The organism is Longimicrobium sp., from assembly GCF_035474595.1.
Classification (GTDB): domain Bacteria; phylum Gemmatimonadota; class Gemmatimonadetes; order Longimicrobiales; family Longimicrobiaceae; genus Longimicrobium.
The window spans coordinates 16354-39806 of sequence record NZ_DATIND010000155.1 but is presented as its reverse complement, the minus strand read 5'-3'; the positions used below and the strand labels follow the sequence as shown (position 1 = coordinate 39806).

Sequence of the window (23453 nt, the reverse complement as noted above, 5' to 3'; positions counted from 1 at the left end):
CTTGATGCCTGACGCCAGCCGCGCGCCCGTTGCCCCGCCCCGGCGCGGCGGCTACCGTTCCCGCGTCCCGCGTGCGGAAGATGGTTCACCCAATGGAGATCGGGGACGGCGGATGGAGGTGTTCACGGAGGAGTGGGCGCGCGCGTGCTGCGAGGCGCTGAACCGCAGCGAGGCGTACCGCGCCTCCGCCGCCACGTGGGAGGGAGCGATCGTGCTGGCGATGTCGGCGGACGGGGCGCAGGGGGTGGAGGCGGACCGCGCGGTGTACATCGACGCGCACCAGGGCGCCTGCCGCGGCGCCCGCGTCGCCACGGAGGAAGAGGGCACCAACGCGCCCTTCGTCTTCCGCGCGGACGCGGCCACGTGGCAGCGCCTCCTCGCCGGCCAGGTCGACCCCGTCGGCGCGGTGATGCAGGGCAAGCTGCGCCTCGTCCGCGGCAACCTCCTCACCCTGGCGAAGTACGCGCAGGCGGCGAAGGACATGGTCACCGCCGCGGCCACGGTAGGCGGCACGTTCGACGGAAATGGAAGTGCGTGAGTGCGCGGGTCCGGTGCGGGACGAGCCCTAGCCGCGTCCGCGCTGAGTTCCCCCCTTTCTCCCGCGGAGCGGGGGAGAGGGGCCGGGGGAGGGGGCCAGCCAGGCGGGCAAGATGCCTCTTCCCAGCACGGATACGTCAGGCAAACGCACTCACGCACTTCCGCACTCACGCACTCACGCACTTCCACACGTGCCGTCCACTCTCGCACCTTCGACCGAGGAAACCGTGTGAAGCGCCGCGACCTGCTGCGTATGCCGCTGAACGCGGCGCTCGAAGGCGTGGCCCCCGCCATGGAGCGCGGGATGCGCCCGCCGCCCGGCTCCTCGCCGGGAATGCTGGAGTCCATGCCCGGCGCCGTGGCCCCGCGCGTGACCGTGTTCGCCTTCGGCCCGCACGAGATCACCGAGTTCACGGCCGACGACCTGCACGCGCTGCCCAGGCTCCGCGGCAAGTTTCCCGTCGTGTGGGTGAACGTGGACGGGGTGGCGCACGCCGGGACGGTGCAGACCATCGGCGAGGGGTTCTGCCTGCACCGGCTGGCGCTGGAAGACGTGATGCACGTCACCCAGCGGCCCAAGGTGGAGGCGTACGACGGGCACCTGTTCATCGTGGTGAAGATGGCCCGGCGGGACCCCAGGCTGGACCTGGAGCAGGTCGGCATCTTCCTGGGCCCGGACTTCGTCGTCACCTTCCAGGAGCACCCCGGCGACGTCTTCGGCGAGGTGCGCGAGCGGCTGCGCGCCGGGCACGCCAAGATCCGCGCCTGCGGGGCCGACTACCTGGCGTACGCGCTGCTCGACGCCATCATCGACAACTACTTTCCCGTGGTGGAGGAGTACGTCGACGAGCTGGAGGCGCTGGAAGACGACATCGTGACGCGGCCCACGCACGCCTGCATCCACCGCCTGCACGACATCAAGCGCGAGCTGATGGCGCTCCGGCGCGCCATCTGGCCCATGCGCGAGGCGCTGAACGTGCTGGTGCGCGACCCCGGCGAGCTGGTGCGCGAGGACACGATGGTGTACCTGCGCGACTGCCAGGACCACGCCTTCCAGATCCTGGATCTGGTGGAGAACTTCCGCGAGGTGGCGGGTTCGCTCACCGACCTGTACATCAGCACGGTGGGCAACCGCACCAACGACATCATGAAGGTGCTCACCATCTTCGCGGCCATCTTCATCCCCCTGAGCTTCATCACCGGCATCTACGGGATGAACCTCCAGCACCCGGACCATGCGTGGTACTGGGCCTGGCCGTTCGTGTCGGGGGTGATGGTGATGATGGCGCTGGGCCTGCTCTACTTCTTCTACCGCCGCGGCTGGATCGGAGACCGGGGATGAACAAATCAGCGTCCGACGCGAAGCGCGACCGGGTTCTGGACGTGCTCCGCAAGAATCGCGAAGACCTGAAGAGCTACGGCGCAACTTCGATCTCCGTTTTCGGCTCGGTTGCTCGTGGAGAGGCGGGACCGGGGAGCGACGTGGACCTTCTCGTCGAGGTGGACGACCGGATGACGTTGTTCCGCCTCTCCCGGCTGAAGAACCATCTCCAGGAGCTGCTGGGACTCCCGGTGGACCTGGTGACGCCGGGTGCCCTCCGCCCCCACATGCGCGAGACCATTCTCGCGGAGGCGATCCGTGCGGCCTAGCAGAACGTGGCAGCAGCGACTCCAGGACATCATCGCCTCTGCGGAGTTCATCCTGGGGATGATGCGTGGTCGCGGCGAAGAAGCTCTAGCGGCGGACCGCAGTCTCCGAGACGCGGTGCTGTACAACTTCGTGGTCATCGGTGAGGCGGCCCGGTCCGTTCCGAAAGAAGTCGAGACGCGCCACAGCGTGGTGCCGTGGAAAGACATGCGTGACATGCGGAACTGGGTCGCGCACGGTTATCACGGAGTTGATCTGGAGATCGTAGCGCGTACCATCCGCGAAGACCTCCCCGACCTCATCGAAAATCTCACCCGGATTCTTACCATCGATTCCGGAGGAGAAGCCGGGCTGGCGAATGCCCGGGAGTGACCGAAGCACCGGGATTGTCGGCGAAACCGACCTCGCCTTCTCCCCAGCCAGCATCGCCGACGAGGAGGTGCTGGCGGAGCTGATGCGCGAGTTCTACGTGCACGAGGGGCTCGACTTCGAGCGGGCGCGGGCGCGCGAGGCGTTCCGCACGCTGGTGGCGGACCCGGCGCTCGGGCGCGTCTGGCTCTTCCGCGTGGGCGGCGACGTCGTCGGCTACGCGGCGGTGACGGTGTGCTATTCGCTGGAGTTCGCCGGGCGGTACGCGCTGGTCGACGAGCTGTACGTGCGCGAGGGATGGCGCGGGCGCGGAATCGGCGCGCGGGCGCTGGAGCTGGCGGCCGAGGCGTGCCGCGAGCTGGGCGTGGCCGCCGTGCGGCTGGAGGTGGACACCTGGAACACGCGGGCGATGGCGCTCTACCGGCGCCTAGGATTCGAGCTGCAGGAGCGGTACATGATGAGCCGGTGGATCGCGTGACGGAGGATTTCGGACGCTTGCTCCCCCGCGTGCGCGTGGCGCCGCCGGGGCCGGAGTCGCGGCGGCTGGCGGCCGAGCTGGCGCGGGTGGAATCGCCCAACGTCACGTACCTGGGCGACGACTTCCCCGTCTTCTGGGACGAGGCGAGGGGCGCGAACGTGCGCGATGTGGACGGCAACGTCTACGTGGACCTGACCGCCGCCTTCGCCGTCGCCGGGCCGGGGCACGCGCACCCGCGCATCGTGGCCGCCGTGCAGGCGCAGGCCGAAAAGCTGATGCACGGCATGGGCGACGTGCATCCCCCCGCCATCAAGGTCGACCTCCTCCGCGCGCTGGCCGGGGTCGCGCCGGGGGGGCTGAGCCGCGCCGTCCTCGCCAGCTCCGGCGCCGAGGCCGTCGAGGCCGCGCTGAAGACGGCGGCGATCGCCACGGGAAAGCCGCGCGTGCTCGCCTTCCACGGCTCGTACCACGGCCTCACCTACGGCGCGCTGGCCGCCAGCGGCCGCGAGGACTTCCGCGCGCCGTTCGCCTCGCAGCTCCCCCGCATCGCCGCGTTCGCGCCGTACCCGTACGCCTACCGCTCCCCGTTCGGCCGCGACGCGCGGGAGGTGGGCGATGCGACGCTGCGCTACGTCGAATACCTCCTCGATACACCGGGCACCGCGACGGAGGGCATCGGCGCCATCCTGGTCGAGCCGGTCCAGGGCCGCGGCGGCGACGTGGTGCCGCCGGACGGCTTCCTTCCCGGCCTGCGCCGCATCTGCGACCAGCGCGGGCTGCTGCTGATCTTCGACGAGATCTACACCGGCTTCGGGCGCACCGGGCGCTGGTTCGCGGGCGAGCACTGGGGCGTCACCCCCGACATCCTCTGCGTGGGCAAGGGGATGACGGGGGGGATGCCGTTCGCCGCGTGCATCGGCACCGGCGCGGTGATGGAGGCGTGGCCCAAGTCGAAGGGCGAGGCGATCCACACCTCCACCTTCCTCGGCCATCCGCTCGGCTGCGCGGCCGCGCTCGCCTCCATCTCCGTGCTGCGCGACGAGCGGCTGGTGGAGCGGTCGGCGGAGCTGGGCGCGCGCATCCTCTCACGACTCGGGGAGATGACGGAAGATCACCCCCGCGTTGGCGAGGTGCGCGGATTGGGGATGATGATCGGAATCGAGCTCGTCCGCGACCGGGAGACGCGCGAGCCCGCGCCGGAGCTCGCCGGCCGCATCGTGATCGAGACACTGCGCCGCGGGATCCTGACGCTGGGCGGCGGCATCCACGGCAACGTGCTCTCCCTCTCCCCGCCCTTCGTCCTCACCGACGAGCAGGCCGACGCCGCGCTCGCGACCCTGCGGGACGTGCTCGAACAGCTCTGACCAACGATGGGTTTTCATCGTCCGAAAACCGAAAGGGCCCTCTCGCGTGAGAAGGCCCTTCGTACTTCCGTACTTCCGTACTTCGGTTCAGTCCTGCCGCGACCGCGGCGGCTGTCCCCCGCCCGCAGCCTGCATCAGCCGTCCCTGCAGCTCGCGGCCGCGGGCGAGCAGGCGGTCGGTCTCCGGCTCCATCTGCAGCATCCGCGCGTGGAGGCGCTGCTCCAGCGCCGCCGAGCGCTGCGCGATGGCGGGCTGGCGCATCACCGCCTGCTGCGCGCGCATGAAGCGCTGCTGGATGGGCACCAGCTCGGCGTTCAGCTGCTGCACCCGGGCGCGGTCGCCGCGCTGCACCGCGTCGGCGGCCTCGGCCTGCATGCTCTCCACGCGGCGGGCCAGCGCGTCCAGCCCGGGGTCGGCGCGCTGCAGGGCCGCCTTCACGTCGCGGAAGAGCGCTTCCTGCTCGCCGCGTAGCTGCGCGTCCTGCATCACGCGGTTGTGCGCCGCCTGCAGCCGCCCCTGGATCTGCTGCAGCTCGGCCATCCATGCCCGCGCGTTGGCGGTGGCGGACGTCTGCGGCGTGGCGCGCGCGGCCACCGGCCGCGGGGTCTGCGCCGCGAGCGCCGCGGGAACCATCAGGGCGGCGAACACCGCCGCCCGCGAGAATCGGTGGGTCAAAACGGATCTCTCTCCCAGGTGTGGAGCCGCCGCCGGGGCGGGCCGGATAACCGCGGCGCCGCGTCCAGCCTGTGGACGCGGCGCCTGTACAACCCCGCAGCGCTCCCGGTGTTTCACCAACTCCGGCCCGGAACGCCCGTCTACGCCCCCGCTCCCGTGGTGTCCGCGGGCGGCGGAGTCGTCCCGCCCGAGGTGCCGCCCGACGACCCCGAGGAGCCCGACGACGACCCCGACGTCCCGTCGCCCGCGTTGCCGGACGACGTGCCGCCCACCGGGTCGCCCAGCACCCGCGGCTGCGTGCGCGTGCGCCCGCCGGCCCCGTCGCGGCCGCCGTCCGAGGCCACCGGCGGCGCGTCGCCGATCACCGGCGGCGGCGCGGTCGGACGGACGCGCGTCCGCCCGGTCGTGCGCGTCCCCGCGCCCGCGCCGGCGACGGGCGGAGTGGCGTACGGGTCCTCCACGCTCCCCGGCAAGGGCGTCACCGGCGGGGCGCCGGCGGCCTCGCGGCGGCGCTTCTCCTCCAGCTCGGGCCAGTACACGCCGCGCTGCTCCAGGTCGCTCATCCCCGCCGAGTCCTGGTAGGCCCAGGCGCCCTGCTCCGGGTCCTGCCAGGCCGTGTCCGACGGATACGGCGCGGCGGGGAAGCAGTTCTGCCGCACCGGCGCGGAGTGGATGAAGTACTCGGTGTACGCCTGCCCGCTCCCCGGGCACGAGGCGTCCATCGCCATCCCGGTGCGGCGGTCCACCTGCTCGCTGATGACTCCGCCGGGCATGGGCCACGCGGCCGGCATCCGGCGCGACTGGTAGATGCGCGACATGATGCGCGCCCACACCGGCGCCGCGATGGTGCCGCCGCTGGCCTGGGGCACGATGGTCACCGGGCGGTCGAAGCCGAACCACACCGCGCCCACCAGGTCCGGCGTGTACCCCACGAACCAGACGTCGGTGGCGCCGTTGGTGGTCCCCGTCTTTCCCGCCGCGGGGCCGCGGAAGCCGGCGGCGCGCACGGGCGCCGCCGTCCCGCGGTCCACCACGTCGCGCAGCATGGAGGTCAGCACGAACGCCTCCTCCGCCTGGATCACGCGGTGCGCCTCGGCGTCCTCGTGCTGCCACACCACGTTCCCCTCCTGGTCCTCCACGCGGCGAATCACGTGCGGCGCCACCAGCGAGCCGCCGTTGTCGAACGCCGCGAAGGCGCGCACCAGCTCGATGGGCCGCACCTCGGCCGCGCCCAGCGCCGTGGAGGGCATGGTGGAGATGGGCGTGCTGATCCCCAGGTCGCGCGCGGTGCGCACCACGTCGTCCATCCCCACCTGCTGCGCCACCTGCACGGTCACCGTGTTCTTGGACTGCGTCAGCGCGTCGCGCAGCGTCATGGGCCCCGCGTACGAGCCGGTGTAGTTGCGCGGCGACCAGACGCGGTTGCGCGAAAGCTGGATCTGGATGGGCTTGTCCTCGAAGATCTGGCTGGCGGGGATCCCCTCCTCCAGCGCCGTCAGGTACACGAACGGCTTGAAGGCCGAGCCCGGCTGCCGCACCGCCTGGAACACGCGGTCGAACTTGCTGTCGTCGTAGTCGCGCCCGCCCACCAGCGCGTGGATCTCGCCCGTCCTGGCATCCATCACGATCGCGGTTCCCTGCAGGTACGGCGTCTGCCCGTCCTCCGTCGTCCCCTTGGTCTTCGCGTAGGTGTCGTGGCGGAAGGCGCCGAACGCGCCGGACTCGATGGCCACCGCCTGCCGCCCCACCTCCTCCTCGGCCGCCTTCTGGGCCACGGGGTCGTAGCTGGTGAACACGCGCAGCCCCGAGGTGTTGTCCACCCCGCCCAGCGCGTCTTCCAGCTCGCGCCGCACCCGCTCCACGAACCAGGCCCCGGCAATGCGCGGCCCCGCGCGCCCCTGCCGGGCCAGCCGCAGCGGCTCGCGGGTGGCGGCGTCGGCGTCGGCCTGCGAGACGTAGCCGGCCTTCGCCATCTCGTGCAGCACCAGGTTGCGCCGCCGCAGGGCCGCCTCGCGGTTCTCGCGCGGGTTGATCTTGCTGGGCGACACGGGAAGCCCGCCCAGCGTGGCCGCCTCGGCCAGCGTGAGGCGCGACGCCGGCTTGCCGAAGTACTCGCGCGAGGCCGCGTCCACCCCGTACGTCCCCTCGCCCAGGTAGATGTGGTTGAGGTACAGCTCCAGGATCTTGTCCTTGGGGAAGGCCCGCTCGATCTGCCGGGCCACGCGGATCTCCAGCACCTTGCGGCGCAGCGACCGCTCCTGGTACGGCAGCGCGCGGGGGAACAGGTTGCGCGCCAGCTGCATGGTGATGGTGCTGCCGCCCTCCGACACGCCGCCGGTCTTCACGTTCTTGAACAGCGCGCCGCCGAAGCGCTTCCAGTCCACGCCGCCGTGGTCGTAGAAGCGGCGGTCCTCCACGGCCATGAAGGCCTTGGGCAGGAAGCCGGGCATGGAGTCCAGCGGCAGCACGCGCCGGTCGATCCCCAGGGTGCCGAAGGGGCGGCCGGCGATGTCCATGAGCTGGGAGCCCTCGGACTGATAGCGTTCCAGCTCGGACACGGGCGCGCATCCGCCCATCCCGCACGGCGCGAACCACAGCCAGCCGAAGCCGGCCAGCGCCAGCACGGAAACGGCGAGGAGCGCGATGGTGAGCTTGCGTTTCATGGATCTGCTCGTGGGTCGCAGGGTGCAACACCTGTAGTGCGCGTTCCGTGCCGGAGTGTGTAAGCTCTGTACAGGGAGAAGATTAGGAGTGCGGAAGTGCGGAAGTGCGGAAGTGCGAGGGTGCGTGAGTGCTGAGTGCTGAGTGCTGAGGGCTGAGGGCTGAGTGCTCGGGGCATTATCGGGGGATGTGGATCCGGCCACACGATTACCCTCGACGCGCACGAATCCTCGGAAGCACGGATGTGAAGTCCGCGAAGGCGTCGCGAAGGCGGACTGTGTGCAGTTGTAGCCGCGAGTTCACTCGCATTTTCGCGCCAGAACATCCGCGCCACACATACACCGAGCCCCGCACCTCGATCGAGGCGCGGGGCTCGTCTTACCCGCGGCCACTACTCAGCCTGGCACTCGCGCTTATGCTGGAGCGCGAGTCCGCGAAGGCGGACTTTGGGCAGTTGTTGCCGCGAATTCATTCGCCCTTGCCCCAGCCTCGGCACCCCCTGGAAGTGGCACTCGGCACTCGGCACTCGGCACTCGGCACTCAGCACTCAGCACTCAGCACTCAGCACTCACGCACTTCCGCACTTCCGCGCTACGGCCGCTTCCGCTTCCCATCCTCCTGCGCCGGCGCGGGCGCGGCGCCCTGCGGCTGCACGAAGTCCTCGGGGCGCGGGACGCGCTTCTGTCCGGGGAACACCGGGCGCCCCGGCAGCTCCGGCGTGGGGTCCACGAACTGCGGCTCGGCGGCGCGCGGCGCCGGGCAGCTGGGCTCCGGCGCGTACCGCGCCGCGAAGTAGTCGATCACCCCGCCCCACGGGCAGTCGGCCGACAGCACCCGCCCCCCCGCCATCCGCCGCGCCACCACCGACTCCGGCCGCTTCCACGGCTGCGGCGCGGGGCGGCCCAGGTAGTAGCGCCGCATTACCTTGGCCCACACCGGCACCGCCAGCACGCCGCCGGTGGCCCCGGCCACGATCGTCTGCGGGTTGTCCAGCCCGATCCACACCCCCGCCAGCAGCTCGGGGGTGAAGCCCACGAACCACAGGTCGGTGTTGTCGTTCGTGGTCCCCGTCTTCCCCGCGGCGGGGATGTCGTAGTTCAGCCCGCCCACCGCCGGGTCGCGCGCCGGGTACCCGGTGCCGTGGTCCACCACGTCGCGCATCATGTCCGTCATCAGCCAGGCGACAGCAGGATCGACCGTCGGCTCCGGGTACTGCGGCGGCTGCCAGAGGAGGCGCCCCTGGTGGTCCAGCACCTTCACCACGTACTGCGGGGGGACGCGGTATCCCCCGTTGCCGAAGGTGGCGTACGCGGCGATCAGGTCGATGGGGTACACCGCCGCCGAGCCGATGTAGACCGACGGATATCCGGGGATCCGCGTGCCGATCCCCGCGCGCGCGGCCATGCTCCGCACCGCGTCGATCCCCACCTCGCGCCCCAGGCGGATGGCCACCATGTTCTTGGAGAACTTCAGCCCCGTGCGCATGGGGATGTAGCCGCTGTAGCGCCCGTCGTAGTTCTTCGGGTTCCAGTACGTCCCGTCGCCGGTGGGAATGGAGATGGGCTCGTCGGCCACCTCGTACTGCGGGCTGCGGCCGTGCTCCAGCGCCGCCGCGTACACGAACGGCTTGAAGCTGCTCCCCGGCTGCCGCAGCGCCTGCGTGGCCCGGTTGAACTGGCTCTGGCTGAAGTCGCGCCCGCCCACCAGCGCGCGCACCACGCCCGTCCCCGGGTCCATCACCACGACCACGCCCTGCAGGTACGGGGTGAAGCGCACCGGCTCGCCCGGCTTGATCTGCGAGGTGAACTTCTCGTAGGTGGGGTGGCTGTATCCCCCGTACTCGCCGTGCTCCACCGCGCGCAGCTGCTGCTCCAGCGCCTGCTCGGCGGTCTGCTGCAGCACGGGGTCGATTCCCGTGTAGATCTTCAGCCCGCCGGTGTACAGCAGCTCGCCGAAGCGCGCCTCCAGCTCGCGGCGCACCGCCTCCACGAAGTACGGCGCGCGGATGGCCCCCTTGGGCGGCGGAAGCACCAGCGGCTCGGCCTTCGCGCGCTCCGCCTGCTCGGACGTGATGACGCCCGCCTCGGCCATCTTCTCCAGCACCCGGTCGCGGCGGCGCTGGGCGCGGTCGGGGTGCTCGCGCGGGTTGTACGCGCTGGGCGCCTGCGGGAGGCCGGCGATGGTGGCCGCCTCGGAGATGGAGAGCTGCGACGCGGGCTTGTTGAAGTACGTCCGCGCGGCCGCCTCCACCCCGTACGCGCCGGCGCCCAGGTAGATGTGGTTGATGTACAGCTCGAGGATGCGCTCCTTGCTGAGCGTGCGCTCCATCTCCAGCGCCAGCCGCACCTCGGCCAGCTTGCGGCGCACGCTCTTCTCGTTGGGCGGCAGCTGCTGCGGGAACATGTTGCGGGCCAGCTGCATGGTGATGGTGCTGCCGCCCGTGCTGCCGAACCCGCCGATCACGTTGTCGCGGATGGCGCCCAGCACACGCACCGGGTCCACCCCCTCGTGGTGGAAGAAGCGCGCGTCCTCGATGGCCACGAAGGCCAGCGGCACGTAGCGCGGCAGCGTGCGGATGCTCACCAGCGTGCGCCGCTCGCGGTAGAACGAGCCCAGCTGCCCGCCGCGCGCGTCCAGCACCACGCTGGCCTGCCGCGGCGCGAAGTCCTGCACCTGCTCGGCGGTGGGGCAGGTGCCGCTGCAGGCGCGCGTCCACGCCGCGGCCGCCGCGCCGGTGGTGCAGCTGGCCAGGCTCACCAGCCCCAGCCCGATCACGATCCTGCGCTCGCCGCGGTCGCGCCACGCCTCCTTCAGGCGCCGCCACGCGCGGTCCGCGCGCCCGCGCCACAGGTCCGTATCGATCCGCTTCCAGGTCACCGCCATCGCTTCGAGCCCGCTTGGGTTGGGACGAACGGAGGTCCGCCGTAGCTCCGGTCTGCGTTGAAGCGTATATAGATACACCCCGCGCGCCCGCCGTGCCACGTTTGCTGCGCGCTTCGCCGGCCCCAGAAGCCCCGGAGGTTTCCATGCGCACCGTCACCTACGGCGCCGCCTGCAGCCTGGACCACTTCATCGCGCGCGACGACGGCGCGGTCGACTGGCTGCGCTGGAGCGACGACGTGAGCGCCATCATGTCCGCGTACTGGGCCACCGTCGACACGGTGCTGATGGGGCGGAAGACGTACGAGGCCGCGGTCGCCAACGGCTCTGCGGGATCCAGTCCGGGGGTGAAGGGATACGTCTTCTCCCGGACGATGACCGTGCGGCCCCTCGGCGGGGTGGAGCTCGTCACCGGCGACGCCGCCCCGTTCGTGCGCGAGCTGAAGTCGCTCCCCGGAAAGGGGATCTGCGTGATGGGCGGCGGCGACCTGGCGCGCTCGCTCTTCGAGGCCGACCTGATCGACGAGGTGGGCGCGAACGTTCACCCGGTTCTCCTCGGCTCCGGCATCCCCCTCTTCCGCCCCTTCGGCCGCCAGCTCGACCTGGAGCTGCTGGAGAACCGCGCGATCGGCGGCGGCTGCGTGTACCTGCTTTACCGCGTGAAACGCTGAACCCTCCCCCGCGCTGTGTTCCCCCCTTTCTCCCGCGCAGCGGAGGAGAGGGGGCCAGCCAGGCGGGCAAGGTGCCTCTTCGAAGCCGGGATATCGGAAAGCTGGATGGATGCTGGAGTAACGCGGGGGATATCCGCCCCCGCGCGGAGTCACGCACTCTCGCACTTTCGCACTCTCGCACCTGGGGTTCCCGTGGAGCGTTACGACCTGGCGGTGATCGGCGGGGGAACGGCGGGGCTGGTGTCGGCGGCGGTCTCGGCGGGGATCGGGGCGCGGACGGCGCTGGTGGAGCAGCACCGGCTCGGCGGCGAGTGCCTGTGGACGGGGTGCGTGCCGTCCAAGGCCATCATCCGCTCCGCCGCCGTCCTCCACACCCTCCGCCGCGCCGCCGACTTCGGCATCGAGGTGGACGGCGGCCGCGCCGACTTCCGGCGGGTGATGGAGCGCGTGCACGCCGTCATCCGCCAGATCGAGCCGCACGACTCGCCGGAGCGCTTCCGCGGCATGGGCGTGGACGTGGTCGAGGGCCGCGCGCGCTTCGTCTCCCCCGGGGAAGCCGAGGTCGGCGGCCGCCGCATCCGCTCGAAGCGCTGGATCCTGGCGACCGGCTCGCGCACCGCCATCCCCCAAATCGCCGGACTGGAGGAGGCGGGATACCTCACGCACGAGACGCTGTGGGATCTCCGCGCGCTCCCGGAATCCATGCTCGTCCTCGGCGCGGGGCCGATCGGAATCGAGATGGCGCAGGCGTTCGCGCGGCTGGGCTCGCGCGTGACGGTGGTCAGCGCGGCGGAGCAGGTGCTGCACCGCGAGGACCCCGAGATCGCCGCCGTCCTCCGCCGCCAGCTGGAGCGCGAGGGGATCACCCTCCACCTCGGCACCCGGGCGACGGCGGTGCGCGTCGAGGACGGGCAGAAGGTGATCACCATCCGTACGAAGACGGGGGAGATGGAGATCCGCGCGGCCGTGATCCTCGTCGCCACCGGCCGCAAGCCGAACGTGGAGGAGATGGGGCTGGACGCGATCGGCGTGGAATCGACTGACAAGGGCGTGACGGTGGATGCCGCTCTGCGCACCTCCGCGTCCAACGTGTGGGCGGCGGGCGACGTGGCCGGGCCGTACCGCTTCACCCACGTGGCCGACTACCAGGCCCGCATCGCCGCGCCGAACGCGCTCTTCCCGCTGCGCCGGAAGGTGGACTACCGCGTGGTCCCCTGGTGCACCTACACCGAGCCCGAGGTCGCCCGCGTGGGCCTCACCGAAGCCGAGGCGCGCGACGAGTGGGGCGACAAGGCGGGCGTCTTCCGCTACGGGCACGATTCGCTGGACCGCGCCCTCTGCGACGGCGAGCCGGAGGGGCTCACCAAGCTCGTGCTCGATCCGAAAGGACGCATCGCCGGCGCGCACGTCGTCGGGCCGCGCGCGGGGGAGACCATCCACGAGGCCGTCCTCGCCGTCCGGCATCGCCTGAAGCTGTCGGACCTTTCGGGGATGATCCACATCTACCCCACCTACCCCGAATCACTGAAGCGCGCCGCCGACGCCTTCCTCCGCGCGAAGTATTCGGGCGGCCTCGCGCGCCGCGTCGCGGATCTGGCCGTGCGCTGGCTGGTGTGACGGAGATGCGAATCTAACCCATTGCGGGAACGCGATTTGCACTCTCCGCAAGCAACCGCCAATTCAGGCGGCATCGCACTGGGAGGGACGATCATGGACCGCAACGACAGCAACCCCGGCATGGTGGAGCGCGAGATGGACGAGACGCCCATGCGCGGCGACTCCAGCGAGCGCGAGGAGATGAGCGGCTCGCCCTCGGAGCGCGACCACCTGCAGCGCGACGGCCAGGTGGAGCGCGAGGGGATGCAGGGCGACGGCCAGGAGCGCGACGCCATGCGCGGCAGCGAGATGGAGCGCGACGGCATGGGCGGGATGGAGGGCTCGCGCCACGGCCGCATGGCCAGCGACGACATGGAGGGCAGCTCCAGCCGCAGCCTGGGCGACGGGGCGATGGAGGGGATGTCGTCGTCCGACCGCGAGAGCATGCAGGGCGCGGCGGGGATGCAGGGCGACATGGGCACGCCGTCGGACAGCCTGGGCGCCGGGAACACGAACGCGAACGACGCCCAGATGCGGTCCAGCGGCCGCGAGGGCGGCTACGGCTACGACCGCCCGGCCGACGTCGAGGGCACGCGCGACACCATGGAGGGCTCGTCGCGCGACACCGGCCAGGGCACCGACCGCGAGCGCCCCATCGACGGGAGCGACCGCGGCACCGGCACCACCACGGCTCGCGACTGGTAAACCTCCGCCCAGCCGTGAGACTGCCCCGGCCGGGTTCGCCCGGCCGGGGCTTTCTTGTGCGTCGATCGCGCGATCCGATGGTTCGGGTGCGCGAAAATGCGGCTGAAGCCGCGGCTACAAAGGCACGCAGTCCGCCTTCGCGGACTTCACATTCGTGTGGCCCCCACATCCCCTCGGATCCGCGATGATGCCGCGGCCGCAGTCCCGCAGGGACTTTGTGCAGTTGTTGCCCGCGAATTTATTCGCCGGGGTGGAGATTGCCGGAGCGCACTCACCCATCTGTCGCAAACAAGAATCTTGACATTGTCTCCGCTCGCGAGCATGAGTTGAATGCTCAACCAAGTCCTTCATCTCCATCTCCCCACCCGCACCTCGTCTCCCGTGATCCGGACCGCAGCCATCACCGGCGCGCTGGCGCTGGCGCTCGTTCCCGCCGCGGGCGCGGGGCAGAACGCGCAGGGACCGCAGCCGTCGCCCCGCCCGACCCCCGCCGGCGCGTTCGTCGTCGAGCAGAGCGTCACCGTCCCCGGCACCCCCGCCAAAGCCTTTGCGGCCATCACCGGCGACGTGCTCCCGTGGTGGGACCATCACCTCTTCGCCAATCCCCGGCGGATGTACCTGGAGCCGCGGGTGGGCGGGTGCTTCTGCGAGGTCGCGGACAGCCTGGGCGGGAACGCGGTGCGCCACGCGGTGGTCACCGTGGTCGACCGCCCGAACACGCTGCGCTACGAGGGACCGCTGGGGCTCACGGGGATGGCGGTGAGCGCCGTCACCACGTACACCTTCGCGGCGCGCGGCGACAGCACGGTGGTGAAGGTGGAGTTCCACGCCGCGGGCGAGCTGCCGCCGGGGCTGGACGCGGCGGTGGACGGCGTGTGGCGCCACTTCCTGGCGGAGCGCTTCAAGCCCTGGTACGAGCGCACCCGCGGCCGGCGCTGAGCCCGATGCACGCGCAGGACACCCGCGAGCGGCTGCTGGACGCGGCGATGCGGCTGTTCTGGGAGAAGGGGTACAACTCCACCAGCATCGCCGACGTGCTGCAGGCGGCGCGCGCCAACGCGGGAAGCCTGTACCACTTCTTTCCCACCAAGCAGGACCTGCTGGTGGCGGTGCTCACCCGCTTCCGCGACGGCATCCATCCCATGCTGCTGGACCCGGCGTGGGAGGGCGTGGCGGACCCGCTGGAGCGGATCTTCGCGCTGCTCGCACGCTACCGGCAGGCGCTGGTGGACACCGACTGCTTCTACGGGTGCCCCATCGGCAGCCTCGCGCTGGAGCTGCACGAGCCCGACCCGCCCGTGCGCGAGCTGCTGGCCGCCAACTTCGGCGCCTGGACCGCCGCCGTCGAAGGGTGCCTGGACGACGCGGCGGACCGGCTGGCGGGCGACGTGGACCGCCGCGCGCTGGCGCAGTTCATTCTCACCACCATGGAAGGCGCGGTGATGCAGGCGCGCACCCACCGCAGCCTGGAGCCGTACGACGCCTGCATCGGCCAGCTCCGCCGCTACATCGCCACCCTGCAGTCCCCCTGACCCACCCCCTCGCACTGGAGATCGCACCATGTCCACCCCGAACAACCGCGCGCTCGCCGAGGCCACCGCCGCCGGCACCGTCCTGCAGCTCACGATGGTGATCCTGGGCCACTGGGCGCCCGTCATCGCCAGCCTCTTCGCGGTGCTGGGGATGGCAATCTCGCTGGTGGCCGGCGCCCTCTACGCGCGGATGGCGCGCCCGGGGATCGGCCAGGGCGCCGTCGGCGGCGCGGTCGCGGGCGGCGTCTGCGCGCTGATCGGCATCGCCGTCTCCTTCGCGCTGGGCGACGTGCCCGCCGTGGTGCTGGCGTTCGGCACGGTCAGCTCGGCCGTCACCGGCGCCATCGGCGGCGCCGCGGTAGCCGCCCTCACCCGCCGCCCCGCGACGAACAGCTGACAATCGGGAGAGCTTCTTCGACGCCACGGCCCAAGACGTCATCCTGAGGCCGGCCACACGGCAACCCGTTCCCGTGCAATAGGTTGCAGGCCGAAGGATCCATAGCCGGCCGAGCACGTGACTCGGGGCATCGCACCGAGCCTTCCGTCGATCGACAACGCGAGGAGGCATCGGCGCGGCGCTCGGAGTGACGTGTGGCCTACGTTATAGATCCTTCGGCCTGCTGATTCTGGCGAGGGATAAGTGACTGTGTGGCCGGCCTCAGGATGACGTCTTTTTCGTTGGTGCGAGGATTAGCCAGGTGAGAATCGCACAAGAAGAAGCAGAGCAGCGCACCCTCCGCTGCTCTGCTTCTCTGCGTGCAACCCTGATGTTGTCCGGCCCTACGGATGCGCGGTGAGGGAGATGCGGAGCGTGCGCTTGGCGCCCGGCATGATGTTGTTGTTCCCCTGGCTCGTGGCGTAGTACCTCTTGTCGAACAGGTTCTCCACGTTCACCTGCGCGCCCAGCGCGGGGTTGATGCGCACGAACAGCGCGCCGTCGGCCCGCGTGAAGCCGGGCAGCGTCACCGTGTTGTCGATCGCCGCGAACATGTCGCTCTGCCGCACGACGCCCAGGCCCAGCCCCAGCGCCGGCATCACCTGCACGCGGTTCCACAGCGACACCGTCTGGTGCGGCACCAGGGGAACGCGCGCGCCCGCCTTCGCCGCGCTGGTGGCGCTCACGATCCGCGCGTTCTGCGACGCGAACCCGCCCACGATCTGCCAGTTCCGCGTGACGTTCCCCGCGGCGCCCAGCTCGAAGCCGGTGGTCCGCTGCGCGCCCGTCTGCACGATCCGCGACGGGTCCGCCGGGTCCGGCGCCGAGGTGTTGGTGCGGTCCAGCCGGTACACGGCCGCGGTGAGCGCCAGGTTCGGCCGCACGTCCCACTTCGCCCCCACCTCGCGGTTGGCGAAGCGCTCCGGCTCCAGCGTCTCGGTCGTGGCCGTCAGCGAGCTGAACTGGTCGCCGCTGCTGGGGAGGTAGGAGATGCTCCAGCTCCCGTACAGCGACGCCGTCCGCACCGGCTTCAGCACCAGCCCCGCGCGCGGCGACCACAGCTCGTCGCGGCGGCCCAGCTCGTCTCCATTCCGGTTGTTGCGGTAATCCACGTCGAAGCGGTCGAAGCGGAGCCCGCCCACCGCCTGCAGCCAGGGCGTGAGCTCCGCCTGCTCCTGCAGGTACACGCCGGCGACGGTCGCGATCGTACGGTTGTCCGCGTCCGTCGCGCTCTGCCGGAAGGTGATGGGCGTGGTGACCGTGGGATCGCCGAAGGGGACGGAGAAGGAGGTCAACGCGTCGTTGTAGTAGCCGGTGTTGCGCACCTGCGCCGTGCGCTGGCGGCTGACCTCCGCGCCCAGCAGCACCGTGTGCTTCACGCCACCGGTGGGCGCCACGGCGATGAGGTCCGTCTGGTTGAACCAGTTGCGGCGGCCGATCGCGTGGTTGTACGCGCTCAGCGCCACCTGGCTGGCGTCCGCGTTCACCGCGCCGGGATAGCTGTTCTGGTAGAACTTGTCGTAGTCGGCGAAGCGCGAGCGGTTGCGCAGGGTGATGGCGCCCGCCGTGTGCTCCACCGACGCCGTCGCCGCGTGCACCCGCATCCGCGCGTGCGAGATGTCGGGGTTGCCGAAGAAGGTGGTGATGTCGGTCTCCGCCGGGCGCCCCTGGAACGAGGGGATGCCGCGGTCCACGTTGCGGCGGTCGCTGAACAGCTCGTAGCCCGCGCGGACGGTGGTGTTGCCGAGGCCGATCGCCAGCGTGGGATTGATGCCGTAACGCTGGAGATCCGCCCGGTCGCGGAAGCCGCCGGAGTTCTCGTACATCCCGTTGAAGCGCGCGGCCACCGTCCCGCTCAGCCCCTCGCCGACGTCGATCATCGTGCGGCGATGGCCCCACGAGCCCGTCTCGGCGGTGAGCGTGCGGACGGGGGCCCACTGCGCCTCCTTGCTCACGCGGTTCAGCACGCCCCCGCCACCGCCGCGGCCGAAGATCATGGCGTTGCTCCCCTTCAGCGCCTCCACCCGCTCGGCGTTGTACAGGTCGCGCAGATACTGCGCGTCGTCGCGCACGCCGTCCACGAAGAAGTCGGCCGTGCTCGCGTTGCCGCGGATGGTGGGCGCGTCGCGGTGCCCCTCGCCCTGCCCCATCTGCACGCCGGGAACGTAGCGCACCACGTCGGCCATCCCCTGCATGGCCTGGTCGGAGATCACGTCGCGCGTGACCACGCTCACCGACTGCGGCACGTCGCGCAGCGGCGTGGGCGTCTTCATCGCGGTGGTGCTGCGCACGGCCGAGTAGCCGGCGCTGCGCTCGGCGGTGGCGGTGATCGACTTCAGCGCGTACTCGCCCCCGTCGGCGGGGATCACGATGGCGGTGCGGACGCCGGAGAAGCGCGCGGTGAGGCCGGTGCCCTCCAGCAGCAGCCGCAGCGCCTCGGCGGCGGTGAAGGTGCCGCTGACGGCGTGCGTGCGCGCCGCGGCGCCCGCGGTGGACGCCAGCTGCACGCGCACGTCGGCCTGGCGCGAGAACTCGCCCAGCGCCTCCGCCACCGGCAGCGCGGGAATGCTGAAGGAGATGCGCCCAAGCGTGTCGCCCGGCGTCATGGCCGCGGCAAAGTCGAAGGCCGGCCGGGCGGCCTGCCCGTGGGCCGAAGCGCTGGCGAGCACGCACAGCGCGCCCGCGGCGGATAGCAGTCTCATGGTCGAGCACAGTCCAGGATGGTTGAGAACGATTCTCAATCACATCCTAAGCTCCCTCACCGCCTCGCGCAACAGCGCCATTCCGTCCGGAATTCTGGGCTTGGACGCAAGCTGTTGCGGGGAAGATACTTGCACCGTCTGATCATGGACGAAGGAGGTCGGTCGTGAGCGCCGATGCCGCGGGATGAGCGGATCAGCCTCGCGCGGTTTGCGAAGCTTCCCGTCGTTGTTGCTGCGACTTCCTCAGTCGCCGGTGCGTGGCCGGCCCGCTCACCGGCATCGTCTCCCGCCCGAAATCCGTCGCAACGAACACCGCCTGACGCATCCCCGCGGATTCGTTAGATTTCTCGCATCACCCCGGCACCGCGCGCCCATCCGCTGCCGCGCCGGGGGCGATGCCCAGCCCTCCAGCGCCCGCGCGATTCATCCGCAGCTCCGAGCCACGGATGGCGCGCGGAAGCCGCTGGAGCGCTTGTTTCTGTCTCCCGTCCATCATCCCGGCCCGTTCCATGAGCACCGAGCGCCGCCCGTTCTCCGTCCATCCCGATCGCCCCTTCTTCCTCCTGCGGCGGAAGAACGAGCCGGGCGTGTGGCTCTGCACCGGCCAGATCCGCCGCGACCGCGCGATCGACGACATCCCCCGGCGCACCGGGCCCGCGGGCGCCGAAACGCTGGACTCGGTCAGCCTCATTCCCTTCGCGCAGGCGCGCGAGCGCGGCTTTCCCGTGCACGACGGCGGCGAGCCCATCCTCACGCTGATGGTGGACGAGGCCACGGAGTACGGGCTGGACGAGGTGCTGGCCGCGCTCCCCGACCGCCCGGTGGAGCTGCGCGACCTGGAGTTCGACACCACCCCCGAGGAGTACGAGGCCACCGTCCGCCGCATCGTCGAGCACGAGATCGGGCGCGGCGAAGGCAGCAACTTCGTCATCGCCCGGCGCTGCACGGCCACGCTCCCCGGAAGCTCGTTCGAGGGAATCCTGAGCATCGTCCGCTCGTTCCTCACCCACGAGTTCGGCACCTACTGGACCTTTCTGTTCAGCGACGGCGAGCGCTACGTGCTGGGCGCCACGCCGGAGCGGCACATCTCCGCGCGCGGCGGGCAGGTGATGATGAACCCCATCTCCGGCACCTTCCGCAAGGAGCCGGGCGCCACGCCGGCCGCCGCCCAGCGCGCGTTCCTGGACTTCCTGCGCGACGAGAAGGAGATCTTCGAGCTCTTCATGGTGACGGACGAAGAACTGAAGATCATGTGCGAGCTGTGCGACCAGGGCGGCGCCATCGTGGGCCCGCTGCTGAAGGAGATGAGCCGCCTGATCCACACCGAGTACCTGCTGCTGGGCGAGTCCGGCCGCGGCATCTCCGAGCTGCTGCGCGAGTCGATGTTCGCGCCCACCGTCACCGGCAGCCCGGTGCAGAGCGCCTTCCGCGTGATCCACCGCTACGAGCGCGAGTCGCGCGGCTACTACGGCGCCACCATCGCCCTGATGGGCCGCGACGCGGAAGGGCAGCCCACGCTCGACGCCCCCATCACCATCCGCACCCTCGAGGTGGACCGCGACGGACGGCTCGTCGTCCGGGTCGGCGCCACGCTGGTGCGCGGGTCGGACCCGGCCAGCGAGGTGAAGGAGACGGAGGTGAAGATTGCCGGCGTGCTGAACGCCATCCGCGCCAGCGGCACCGCGGCCGCGCGCCCCCAGCGCCTGCTGGACGCGGTCGACGCCGAAACCGTGCAGATCCTGCTGCAGCGCCGCAATCTGTATCTCTCCCGCTTCTGGTTCGAGCCGCAGAGCGCCGTCTACTCCGTGGTGCCGCGGCTGCGGGGGAAGCGGGTGACCATCGTGGAGGCCGACGACAGCTTCGCCAACATGCTGAAGCGGATGATCGGGCAGATGGGGGCCGAGGTGCGCGTGGTGCGCTACGCCGACTTCTCGCTGGACGACGCGGCCGACCTGGTGGTGATGGGCCCCGGCCCCGGCGACCCGACGTCGCGCACCGACCCGCGGATGGTGCGGATGCGCGAGATCATCGCCGGGCTGCGCGATGCGGGGCGGCCGTTCTTCGCCGAGTGCCTGTCGCACCAGATCCTGTCGGAGATGCTGGGCCTTCCGGTGATCAACAAGCAGGTGCCCTTCCAGGGCGCGCAGGAGGTGATCGACCTCTTCGGCCACCCGGAGCGCGTGGGCTTCTACAACACCTTCGCGGCGATGGCCGATCGCGAGCTTCCCGGCGTGGAGATCGCGGCGGACGCGCAGACGCGCGAGGTGCACGCGCTGCGCGGCCCCGGCTTCGTGAGCGTGCAGTTCCACCCCGAGTCCATCCTCACCCCGCGCGGCTACGACCTGGTCCGCGACGCCCTGGTCTCGCTCCTCCCGGACTGACCGGGGAAAAGATCGGGGTTCAGGCGGAGAAGCAGGGCAGCGGAGGAGTTTCATCTCTCCGCTGCGCTGCTTCCTTTTCCGATATCCGGGTCCGCTTGCACGATCCCCGCGCCGCGGCTAGCCTGTCCTCCGTCCATTCCCCACTCGATTTCGCCCCTTCCGCTCCCTCGCGGGAAGGAGTGCCCATGCCCCGCTTCTCGACCGCCGCGGCCGCGCTCGCCGCGCTCTTCGCGGCCATTTCGCCCGGCGCCGCGCAGACGACGCACCGCCTGATGCCGACGCCGGCGACCGTCGCGTGGGGATATTACGACGCCGCCGCGGCGCCGGTGCTGCGCATCCGCTCGGGCGACCAGCTGGTGGTGGGCACGCTCATCACCTCCACCCCCGAACGGCTGCAGGCGGCCGGCGTGCCGCCCGCGCAGATCGAGCCGGCGCTGCGCGAGATCACGCGCACGGTTACCAACCGGGGCCCGGGCGGCCACATCCTCACCGGCCCCGTCTACGTGGAGGGCGCCGACTCGGGCGACGTGCTGGAGGTGCGCATCCAGCGCATCGAGCTGGCCATCCCCTACGCCTACAACGCGTTCGGCGTGGGCCGCGGCTTTCTGCCGGAAGACTTTCCGTACGCGCGGATGCGCATCATCCCCCTGGACCGGCGGCGGATGGTGGCCCGCTTCGCGCCGGGGATCGACGTTCCGCTGCATCCGTTCTTCGGCAGCATCGGCGTGGCGCCGCCGCGCTCGCGCGGGCGCGTGAACAGCGCGCCGCCCGACATCCACGCCGGCAACCTGGACAACAAGGAGCTGGTGGCGGGCACCACGCTCTACATCCCCGTCCACACGCCGGGCGCGCTGCTGGAGATCGGCGACGGCCACGCCGGGCAGGGGAACGGCGAGGTCGACATCACCGCGCTGGAGACGTCGCTCACGGGCACCTTCCGCGTCATCGTGCGCAAGGACATGCACCTGGCGTGGCCGCGCGCCGAGACGCCCACGCACTGGATCACGATGGGGATGGATACGTCGCTGGTGCAGGCGACCAGGATCGCGGTGCGGCAGGCGATCGACTTCCTGATGACCACGCAGGGGCTCTCGCACGACGACGCCTACATGCTCACCAGCGTGGCCTGCGACGTCGACATCACCGAGCTGGTGGACGGCAACGTGGGCGTGCACGTGATGATCCCCAAGGCGATCCTGCGGCGGCGGGCTTCGCAGTGAAACTGCACGTGATCGATCACCACCCGGCTGCGTGGTTCCTGCTGGACGAAGGGAAGCCGGGTGCAGAAAACCACTACTACCTGGACGTCAATTGCGGCGAGGGAGCCGCCGGCTTCTCCCTGCTCGTCCAGCTGTCCGATGCGGAGCGCGAGGAGTACAGGGCGCTCGGGCGCGTCTTCATCGAATATCTCGCCGCGAAGATCGCGTACCGGTGGCGCGATTTCAGCGAACGCGATCTGGAAAGCCGCCTGCAGGCTGAAGTATCCGACGCCGTCGCGAGGTTCAGAAGCCAGCCGGGATCGGACGAGAAAAACCCTCCACCCCTGGAGCGCGACTGATGCGTAGAATCGCCCCCGTGCTGGCTCTTCCGATCTCCGTCCTCCTGGCCGCGTGCACGCCGCGCATGGGCGGGTCCGCGGACACGGCCTCGGCCGCACGCTCGCAGACCGCGATCCCCGCGGGCGCCGCGGAGGTGCAGGCGCGCCTGGCCGCCTCGCCCCGCCACGGCGAGTGGGCGATGGTGAGCGCCGGGCCGGGCGACAGCGTGCGCGCGTGGGTCGTCTACCCCGAGCGGCGGGACCGCGCGCCGGTGGTGGTGGTCGTGCACGAGATCTTCGGCCTCACCGGCTGGATCCGCGGCGTGGCCGACCAGCTCGCGGCCGACGGCTTCATCGCCATCGCGCCGGACCTGCTGTCGGGGAAGGGCGTGCCGGTGGGGCCGGACGGCGACCCGGTGCGCGACTCGGCCACGGCCGCCATCCGCACGCTGGACGCGGCCACGGTGCAGCGCCGGCTGGACGCCACGGCGCGCTACGCCATGGCGCTCCCGGCGGCGCTTCCGCGTTACGGCATCGTCGGCTTCTGCTGGGGCGGCGGCGTCTCGTTCGCCCACGCGGTGCACGCGCCGGGTCTGGGCGCGTCGGTCGTCTACTACGGCGTCTCGCCTTCCACCCAGTCGCTGGCGAGCGTGCGCGCGCCGGTGCTGGGGCTGTACGGCGAGAACGACGCGCGCGTCGATGCCACCATCGCCCCCGCCGACTCGGCGATGCGCGCGCTGGGGCGGACGTACCAGCACCAAGTCTTTCCCGGCGCGGGCCATGGCTTCCTGCGCCAGCAGGACGGCCAGAACGGCGCCAACCTGCAGGCCGCGCGCGCCGCATGGCCGCGCACCGTCCAGTGGTTCCACCGCCACCTCCGCGGCTGACCCGCCCAACAAAAGCAGAGCAGCGAGATGCTCCCGCTGCTCTGCTTTTAGTTCCGATTATCCCGAAGAAACGAGACGTCATCCTGAGGCCGGCCACGCCGAAGCCGAGTCCGCACAGGCACTCGCAGGCCGAAGGATCTATAGCCAGTCCAAGCACGTGAGTCGCGGATTCACGCCGAACGGTCTTCGTTGTGCGATGATTTCCGGCCGAAGAACGTCGGTGCGTTCCTTCCATTCACGTGCTGAACGGGCGATAGATCCTTCGGCCTGCAAAGTTCTGCGCGGATTCGGAGGATGGCGTGGCCGGCCTCAGGATGACGTCTTGGGGGCTTCGGATCCAGGAGCATCAGATTGCAGAGAAGCAGGCGGCGGAGAATTTCTCTCTGCTGTGCTG

20 protein-coding genes are annotated in these 23453 nt (G+C 71.0%); 16 read left to right on the top strand and 4 right to left on the bottom strand.

What is annotated here, in order from left to right; all coding sequences use genetic code 11:
* Positions 1–112 precede the first annotated feature (112 nt).
* From VLK66_RS26560 to VLK66_RS26535, 6 genes are all read left to right on the top strand, one after another.
* Positions 113–538, top strand: coding sequence for an SCP2 sterol-binding domain-containing protein (locus tag VLK66_RS26560; RefSeq protein ID WP_325312537.1), 426 nt, complete (start codon positions 113–115; stop codon positions 536–538).
* A gap of 228 nt (positions 539–766) precedes the next feature.
* A complete protein-coding gene (gene corA, locus VLK66_RS26555; RefSeq protein ID WP_325312536.1) occupies positions 767–1879 on the top strand; it encodes a magnesium/cobalt transporter CorA in 1113 nt (370 codons plus the stop codon).
* Positions 1876–2187, top strand: a complete 312-nt coding sequence (locus VLK66_RS26550; RefSeq protein ID WP_325312535.1) for a nucleotidyltransferase family protein — start codon at positions 1876–1878, stop codon at positions 2185–2187. Before corA ends, VLK66_RS26550 begins: the two co-directional genes overlap by 4 nt.
* Positions 2177–2557: a DUF86 domain-containing protein gene (locus tag VLK66_RS26545; RefSeq protein ID WP_325312534.1), complete on the top strand. Its 381-nt coding sequence runs from the start codon at positions 2177–2179 to the stop codon at positions 2555–2557. The genes VLK66_RS26550 and VLK66_RS26545 overlap by 11 nt, the downstream gene beginning before the upstream one ends.
* Positions 2544–3032 carry a GNAT family N-acetyltransferase gene (locus tag VLK66_RS26540; protein WP_325312533.1) on the top strand — a complete coding sequence of 163 codons (489 nt, stop codon included), beginning with the start codon at positions 2544–2546 and terminating at the stop codon, positions 3030–3032. The genes VLK66_RS26545 and VLK66_RS26540 overlap by 14 nt, the downstream gene beginning before the upstream one ends.
* Before the next feature lie 17 nt (positions 3033–3049).
* Positions 3050–4396 (top strand): aspartate aminotransferase family protein, encoded by a 1347-nt coding sequence (locus tag VLK66_RS26535; RefSeq protein ID WP_325312532.1) that lies wholly within the window; start codon positions 3050–3052, stop codon positions 4394–4396.
* Between the two features lie 87 nt (positions 4397–4483).
* Here VLK66_RS26535 and VLK66_RS26530 read toward each other — a convergent pair whose 3' ends face one another.
* From VLK66_RS26530 to VLK66_RS26520, 3 genes are all read right to left on the bottom strand, one after another.
* Positions 4484–5071, bottom strand: a complete 588-nt coding sequence (locus tag VLK66_RS26530) for a hypothetical protein (protein WP_325312531.1) — start codon at positions 5069–5071, stop codon at positions 4484–4486.
* Between the two features lie 140 nt (positions 5072–5211).
* A complete protein-coding gene (locus VLK66_RS26525) occupies positions 5212–7734 on the bottom strand; it encodes a PBP1A family penicillin-binding protein (RefSeq protein ID WP_325312530.1) in 2523 nt (840 codons plus the stop codon).
* Positions 7735–8323: 589 nt separating this feature from the next.
* A complete protein-coding gene (locus VLK66_RS26520) occupies positions 8324–10615 on the bottom strand; it encodes a PBP1A family penicillin-binding protein (RefSeq protein WP_325312529.1) in 2292 nt (763 codons plus the stop codon).
* Positions 10616–10758: 143 nt separating this feature from the next.
* On the opposite strand from VLK66_RS26520, the gene VLK66_RS26515 reads away from it, so the two are divergent.
* From VLK66_RS26515 to VLK66_RS26490, 6 genes are all read left to right on the top strand, one after another.
* Positions 10759–11283 carry a dihydrofolate reductase family protein gene (locus tag VLK66_RS26515; protein ID WP_325312528.1) on the top strand — a complete coding sequence of 175 codons (525 nt, stop codon included), beginning with the start codon at positions 10759–10761 and terminating at the stop codon, positions 11281–11283.
* Between the two features lie 192 nt (positions 11284–11475).
* A complete protein-coding gene (locus tag VLK66_RS26510) occupies positions 11476–12900 on the top strand; it encodes a mercuric reductase (protein ID WP_325312527.1) in 1425 nt (474 codons plus the stop codon).
* Positions 12901–12993: 93 nt separating this feature from the next.
* Positions 12994–13584, top strand: coding sequence for a hypothetical protein (locus VLK66_RS26505; RefSeq protein ID WP_325312526.1), 591 nt, complete (start codon positions 12994–12996; stop codon positions 13582–13584).
* 330 nt (positions 13585–13914) lie between these two features.
* Complete coding sequence (locus VLK66_RS26500) at positions 13915–14523, top strand: SRPBCC domain-containing protein (RefSeq protein ID WP_325312525.1); 609 nt, start codon at positions 13915–13917, stop codon at positions 14521–14523.
* A gap of 5 nt (positions 14524–14528) precedes the next feature.
* Entirely contained in the window at positions 14529–15116 is a 588-nt protein-coding gene (locus VLK66_RS26495) for a TetR/AcrR family transcriptional regulator (RefSeq protein WP_325312524.1), read from the top strand.
* 28 nt (positions 15117–15144) lie between these two features.
* Positions 15145–15513, top strand: coding sequence for a hypothetical protein (locus VLK66_RS26490; RefSeq protein WP_325312523.1), 369 nt, complete (start codon positions 15145–15147; stop codon positions 15511–15513).
* Between the two features lie 383 nt (positions 15514–15896).
* Here VLK66_RS26490 and VLK66_RS26485 read toward each other — a convergent pair whose 3' ends face one another.
* On the bottom strand, positions 15897–18254 hold the full coding sequence (locus VLK66_RS26485) for a TonB-dependent siderophore receptor (RefSeq protein ID WP_325312522.1): 2358 nt from the start codon (positions 18252–18254) through the stop codon (positions 15897–15899).
* A 509-nt stretch (positions 18255–18763) separates the two neighbouring features.
* On the opposite strand from VLK66_RS26485, the gene VLK66_RS26480 reads away from it, so the two are divergent.
* The 4 genes from VLK66_RS26480 (at position 18764) to VLK66_RS26465 (ending at position 23059) form a co-directional block, all read left to right on the top strand.
* Positions 18764–20635 (top strand): chorismate-binding protein, encoded by a 1872-nt coding sequence (locus VLK66_RS26480; RefSeq protein WP_325312521.1) that lies wholly within the window; start codon positions 18764–18766, stop codon positions 20633–20635.
* Positions 20636–20820: 185 nt separating this feature from the next.
* Positions 20821–21855 carry an acetamidase/formamidase family protein gene (locus VLK66_RS26475; RefSeq protein WP_325312520.1) on the top strand — a complete coding sequence of 345 codons (1035 nt, stop codon included), beginning with the start codon at positions 20821–20823 and terminating at the stop codon, positions 21853–21855.
* The gene (locus VLK66_RS26470; RefSeq protein ID WP_325312519.1) at positions 21852–22193 is read left to right on the top strand and encodes a hypothetical protein; all 342 of its coding nucleotides are present in this window, start codon (positions 21852–21854) and stop codon (positions 22191–22193) included. Before VLK66_RS26475 ends, VLK66_RS26470 begins: the two co-directional genes overlap by 4 nt.
* Positions 22193–23059, top strand: a complete 867-nt coding sequence (locus tag VLK66_RS26465) for a dienelactone hydrolase family protein (protein WP_325312518.1) — start codon at positions 22193–22195, stop codon at positions 23057–23059. The genes VLK66_RS26470 and VLK66_RS26465 overlap by 1 nt, the downstream gene beginning before the upstream one ends.
* Positions 23060–23453: the final 394 nt, after the last annotated feature.

What these genes read in the sequence shown, in the direction of transcription:
- VLK66_RS26560 (WP_325312537.1), top strand. Translation starts at nt 113, where the DNA reads ATGGAGGTGTTCACGGAGGAGTGGGCGCGCGCGTGCTGCGAGGCGCTG.
- VLK66_RS26550 (WP_325312535.1), top strand. Translation starts at nt 1,876, where the DNA reads ATGAACAAATCAGCGTCCGACGCGAAGCGCGACCGGGTTCTGGACGTG.
- VLK66_RS26540 (WP_325312533.1), top strand. Translation starts at nt 2,544, where the DNA reads ATGCCCGGGAGTGACCGAAGCACCGGGATTGTCGGCGAAACCGACCTC.
- VLK66_RS26525 (WP_325312530.1), bottom strand. Translation starts at nt 7,734, where the DNA reads ATGAAACGCAAGCTCACCATCGCGCTCCTCGCCGTTTCCGTGCTGGCG.
- VLK66_RS26520 (WP_325312529.1), bottom strand. Translation starts at nt 10,615, where the DNA reads ATGGCGGTGACCTGGAAGCGGATCGATACGGACCTGTGGCGCGGGCGC.
- VLK66_RS26515 (WP_325312528.1), top strand. Translation starts at nt 10,759, where the DNA reads ATGCGCACCGTCACCTACGGCGCCGCCTGCAGCCTGGACCACTTCATC.
- VLK66_RS26505 (WP_325312526.1), top strand. Translation starts at nt 12,994, where the DNA reads ATGGACCGCAACGACAGCAACCCCGGCATGGTGGAGCGCGAGATGGAC.
- VLK66_RS26500 (WP_325312525.1), top strand. Translation starts at nt 13,915, where the DNA reads ATGCTCAACCAAGTCCTTCATCTCCATCTCCCCACCCGCACCTCGTCT.
- VLK66_RS26495 (WP_325312524.1), top strand. Translation starts at nt 14,529, where the DNA reads ATGCACGCGCAGGACACCCGCGAGCGGCTGCTGGACGCGGCGATGCGG.
- VLK66_RS26490 (WP_325312523.1), top strand. Translation starts at nt 15,145, where the DNA reads ATGTCCACCCCGAACAACCGCGCGCTCGCCGAGGCCACCGCCGCCGGC.
- VLK66_RS26485 (WP_325312522.1), bottom strand. Translation starts at nt 18,254, where the DNA reads ATGAGACTGCTATCCGCCGCGGGCGCGCTGTGCGTGCTCGCCAGCGCT.
- VLK66_RS26480 (WP_325312521.1), top strand. Translation starts at nt 18,764, where the DNA reads ATGAGCACCGAGCGCCGCCCGTTCTCCGTCCATCCCGATCGCCCCTTC.
- VLK66_RS26475 (WP_325312520.1), top strand. Translation starts at nt 20,821, where the DNA reads ATGCCCCGCTTCTCGACCGCCGCGGCCGCGCTCGCCGCGCTCTTCGCG.
- VLK66_RS26465 (WP_325312518.1), top strand. Translation starts at nt 22,193, where the DNA reads ATGCGTAGAATCGCCCCCGTGCTGGCTCTTCCGATCTCCGTCCTCCTG.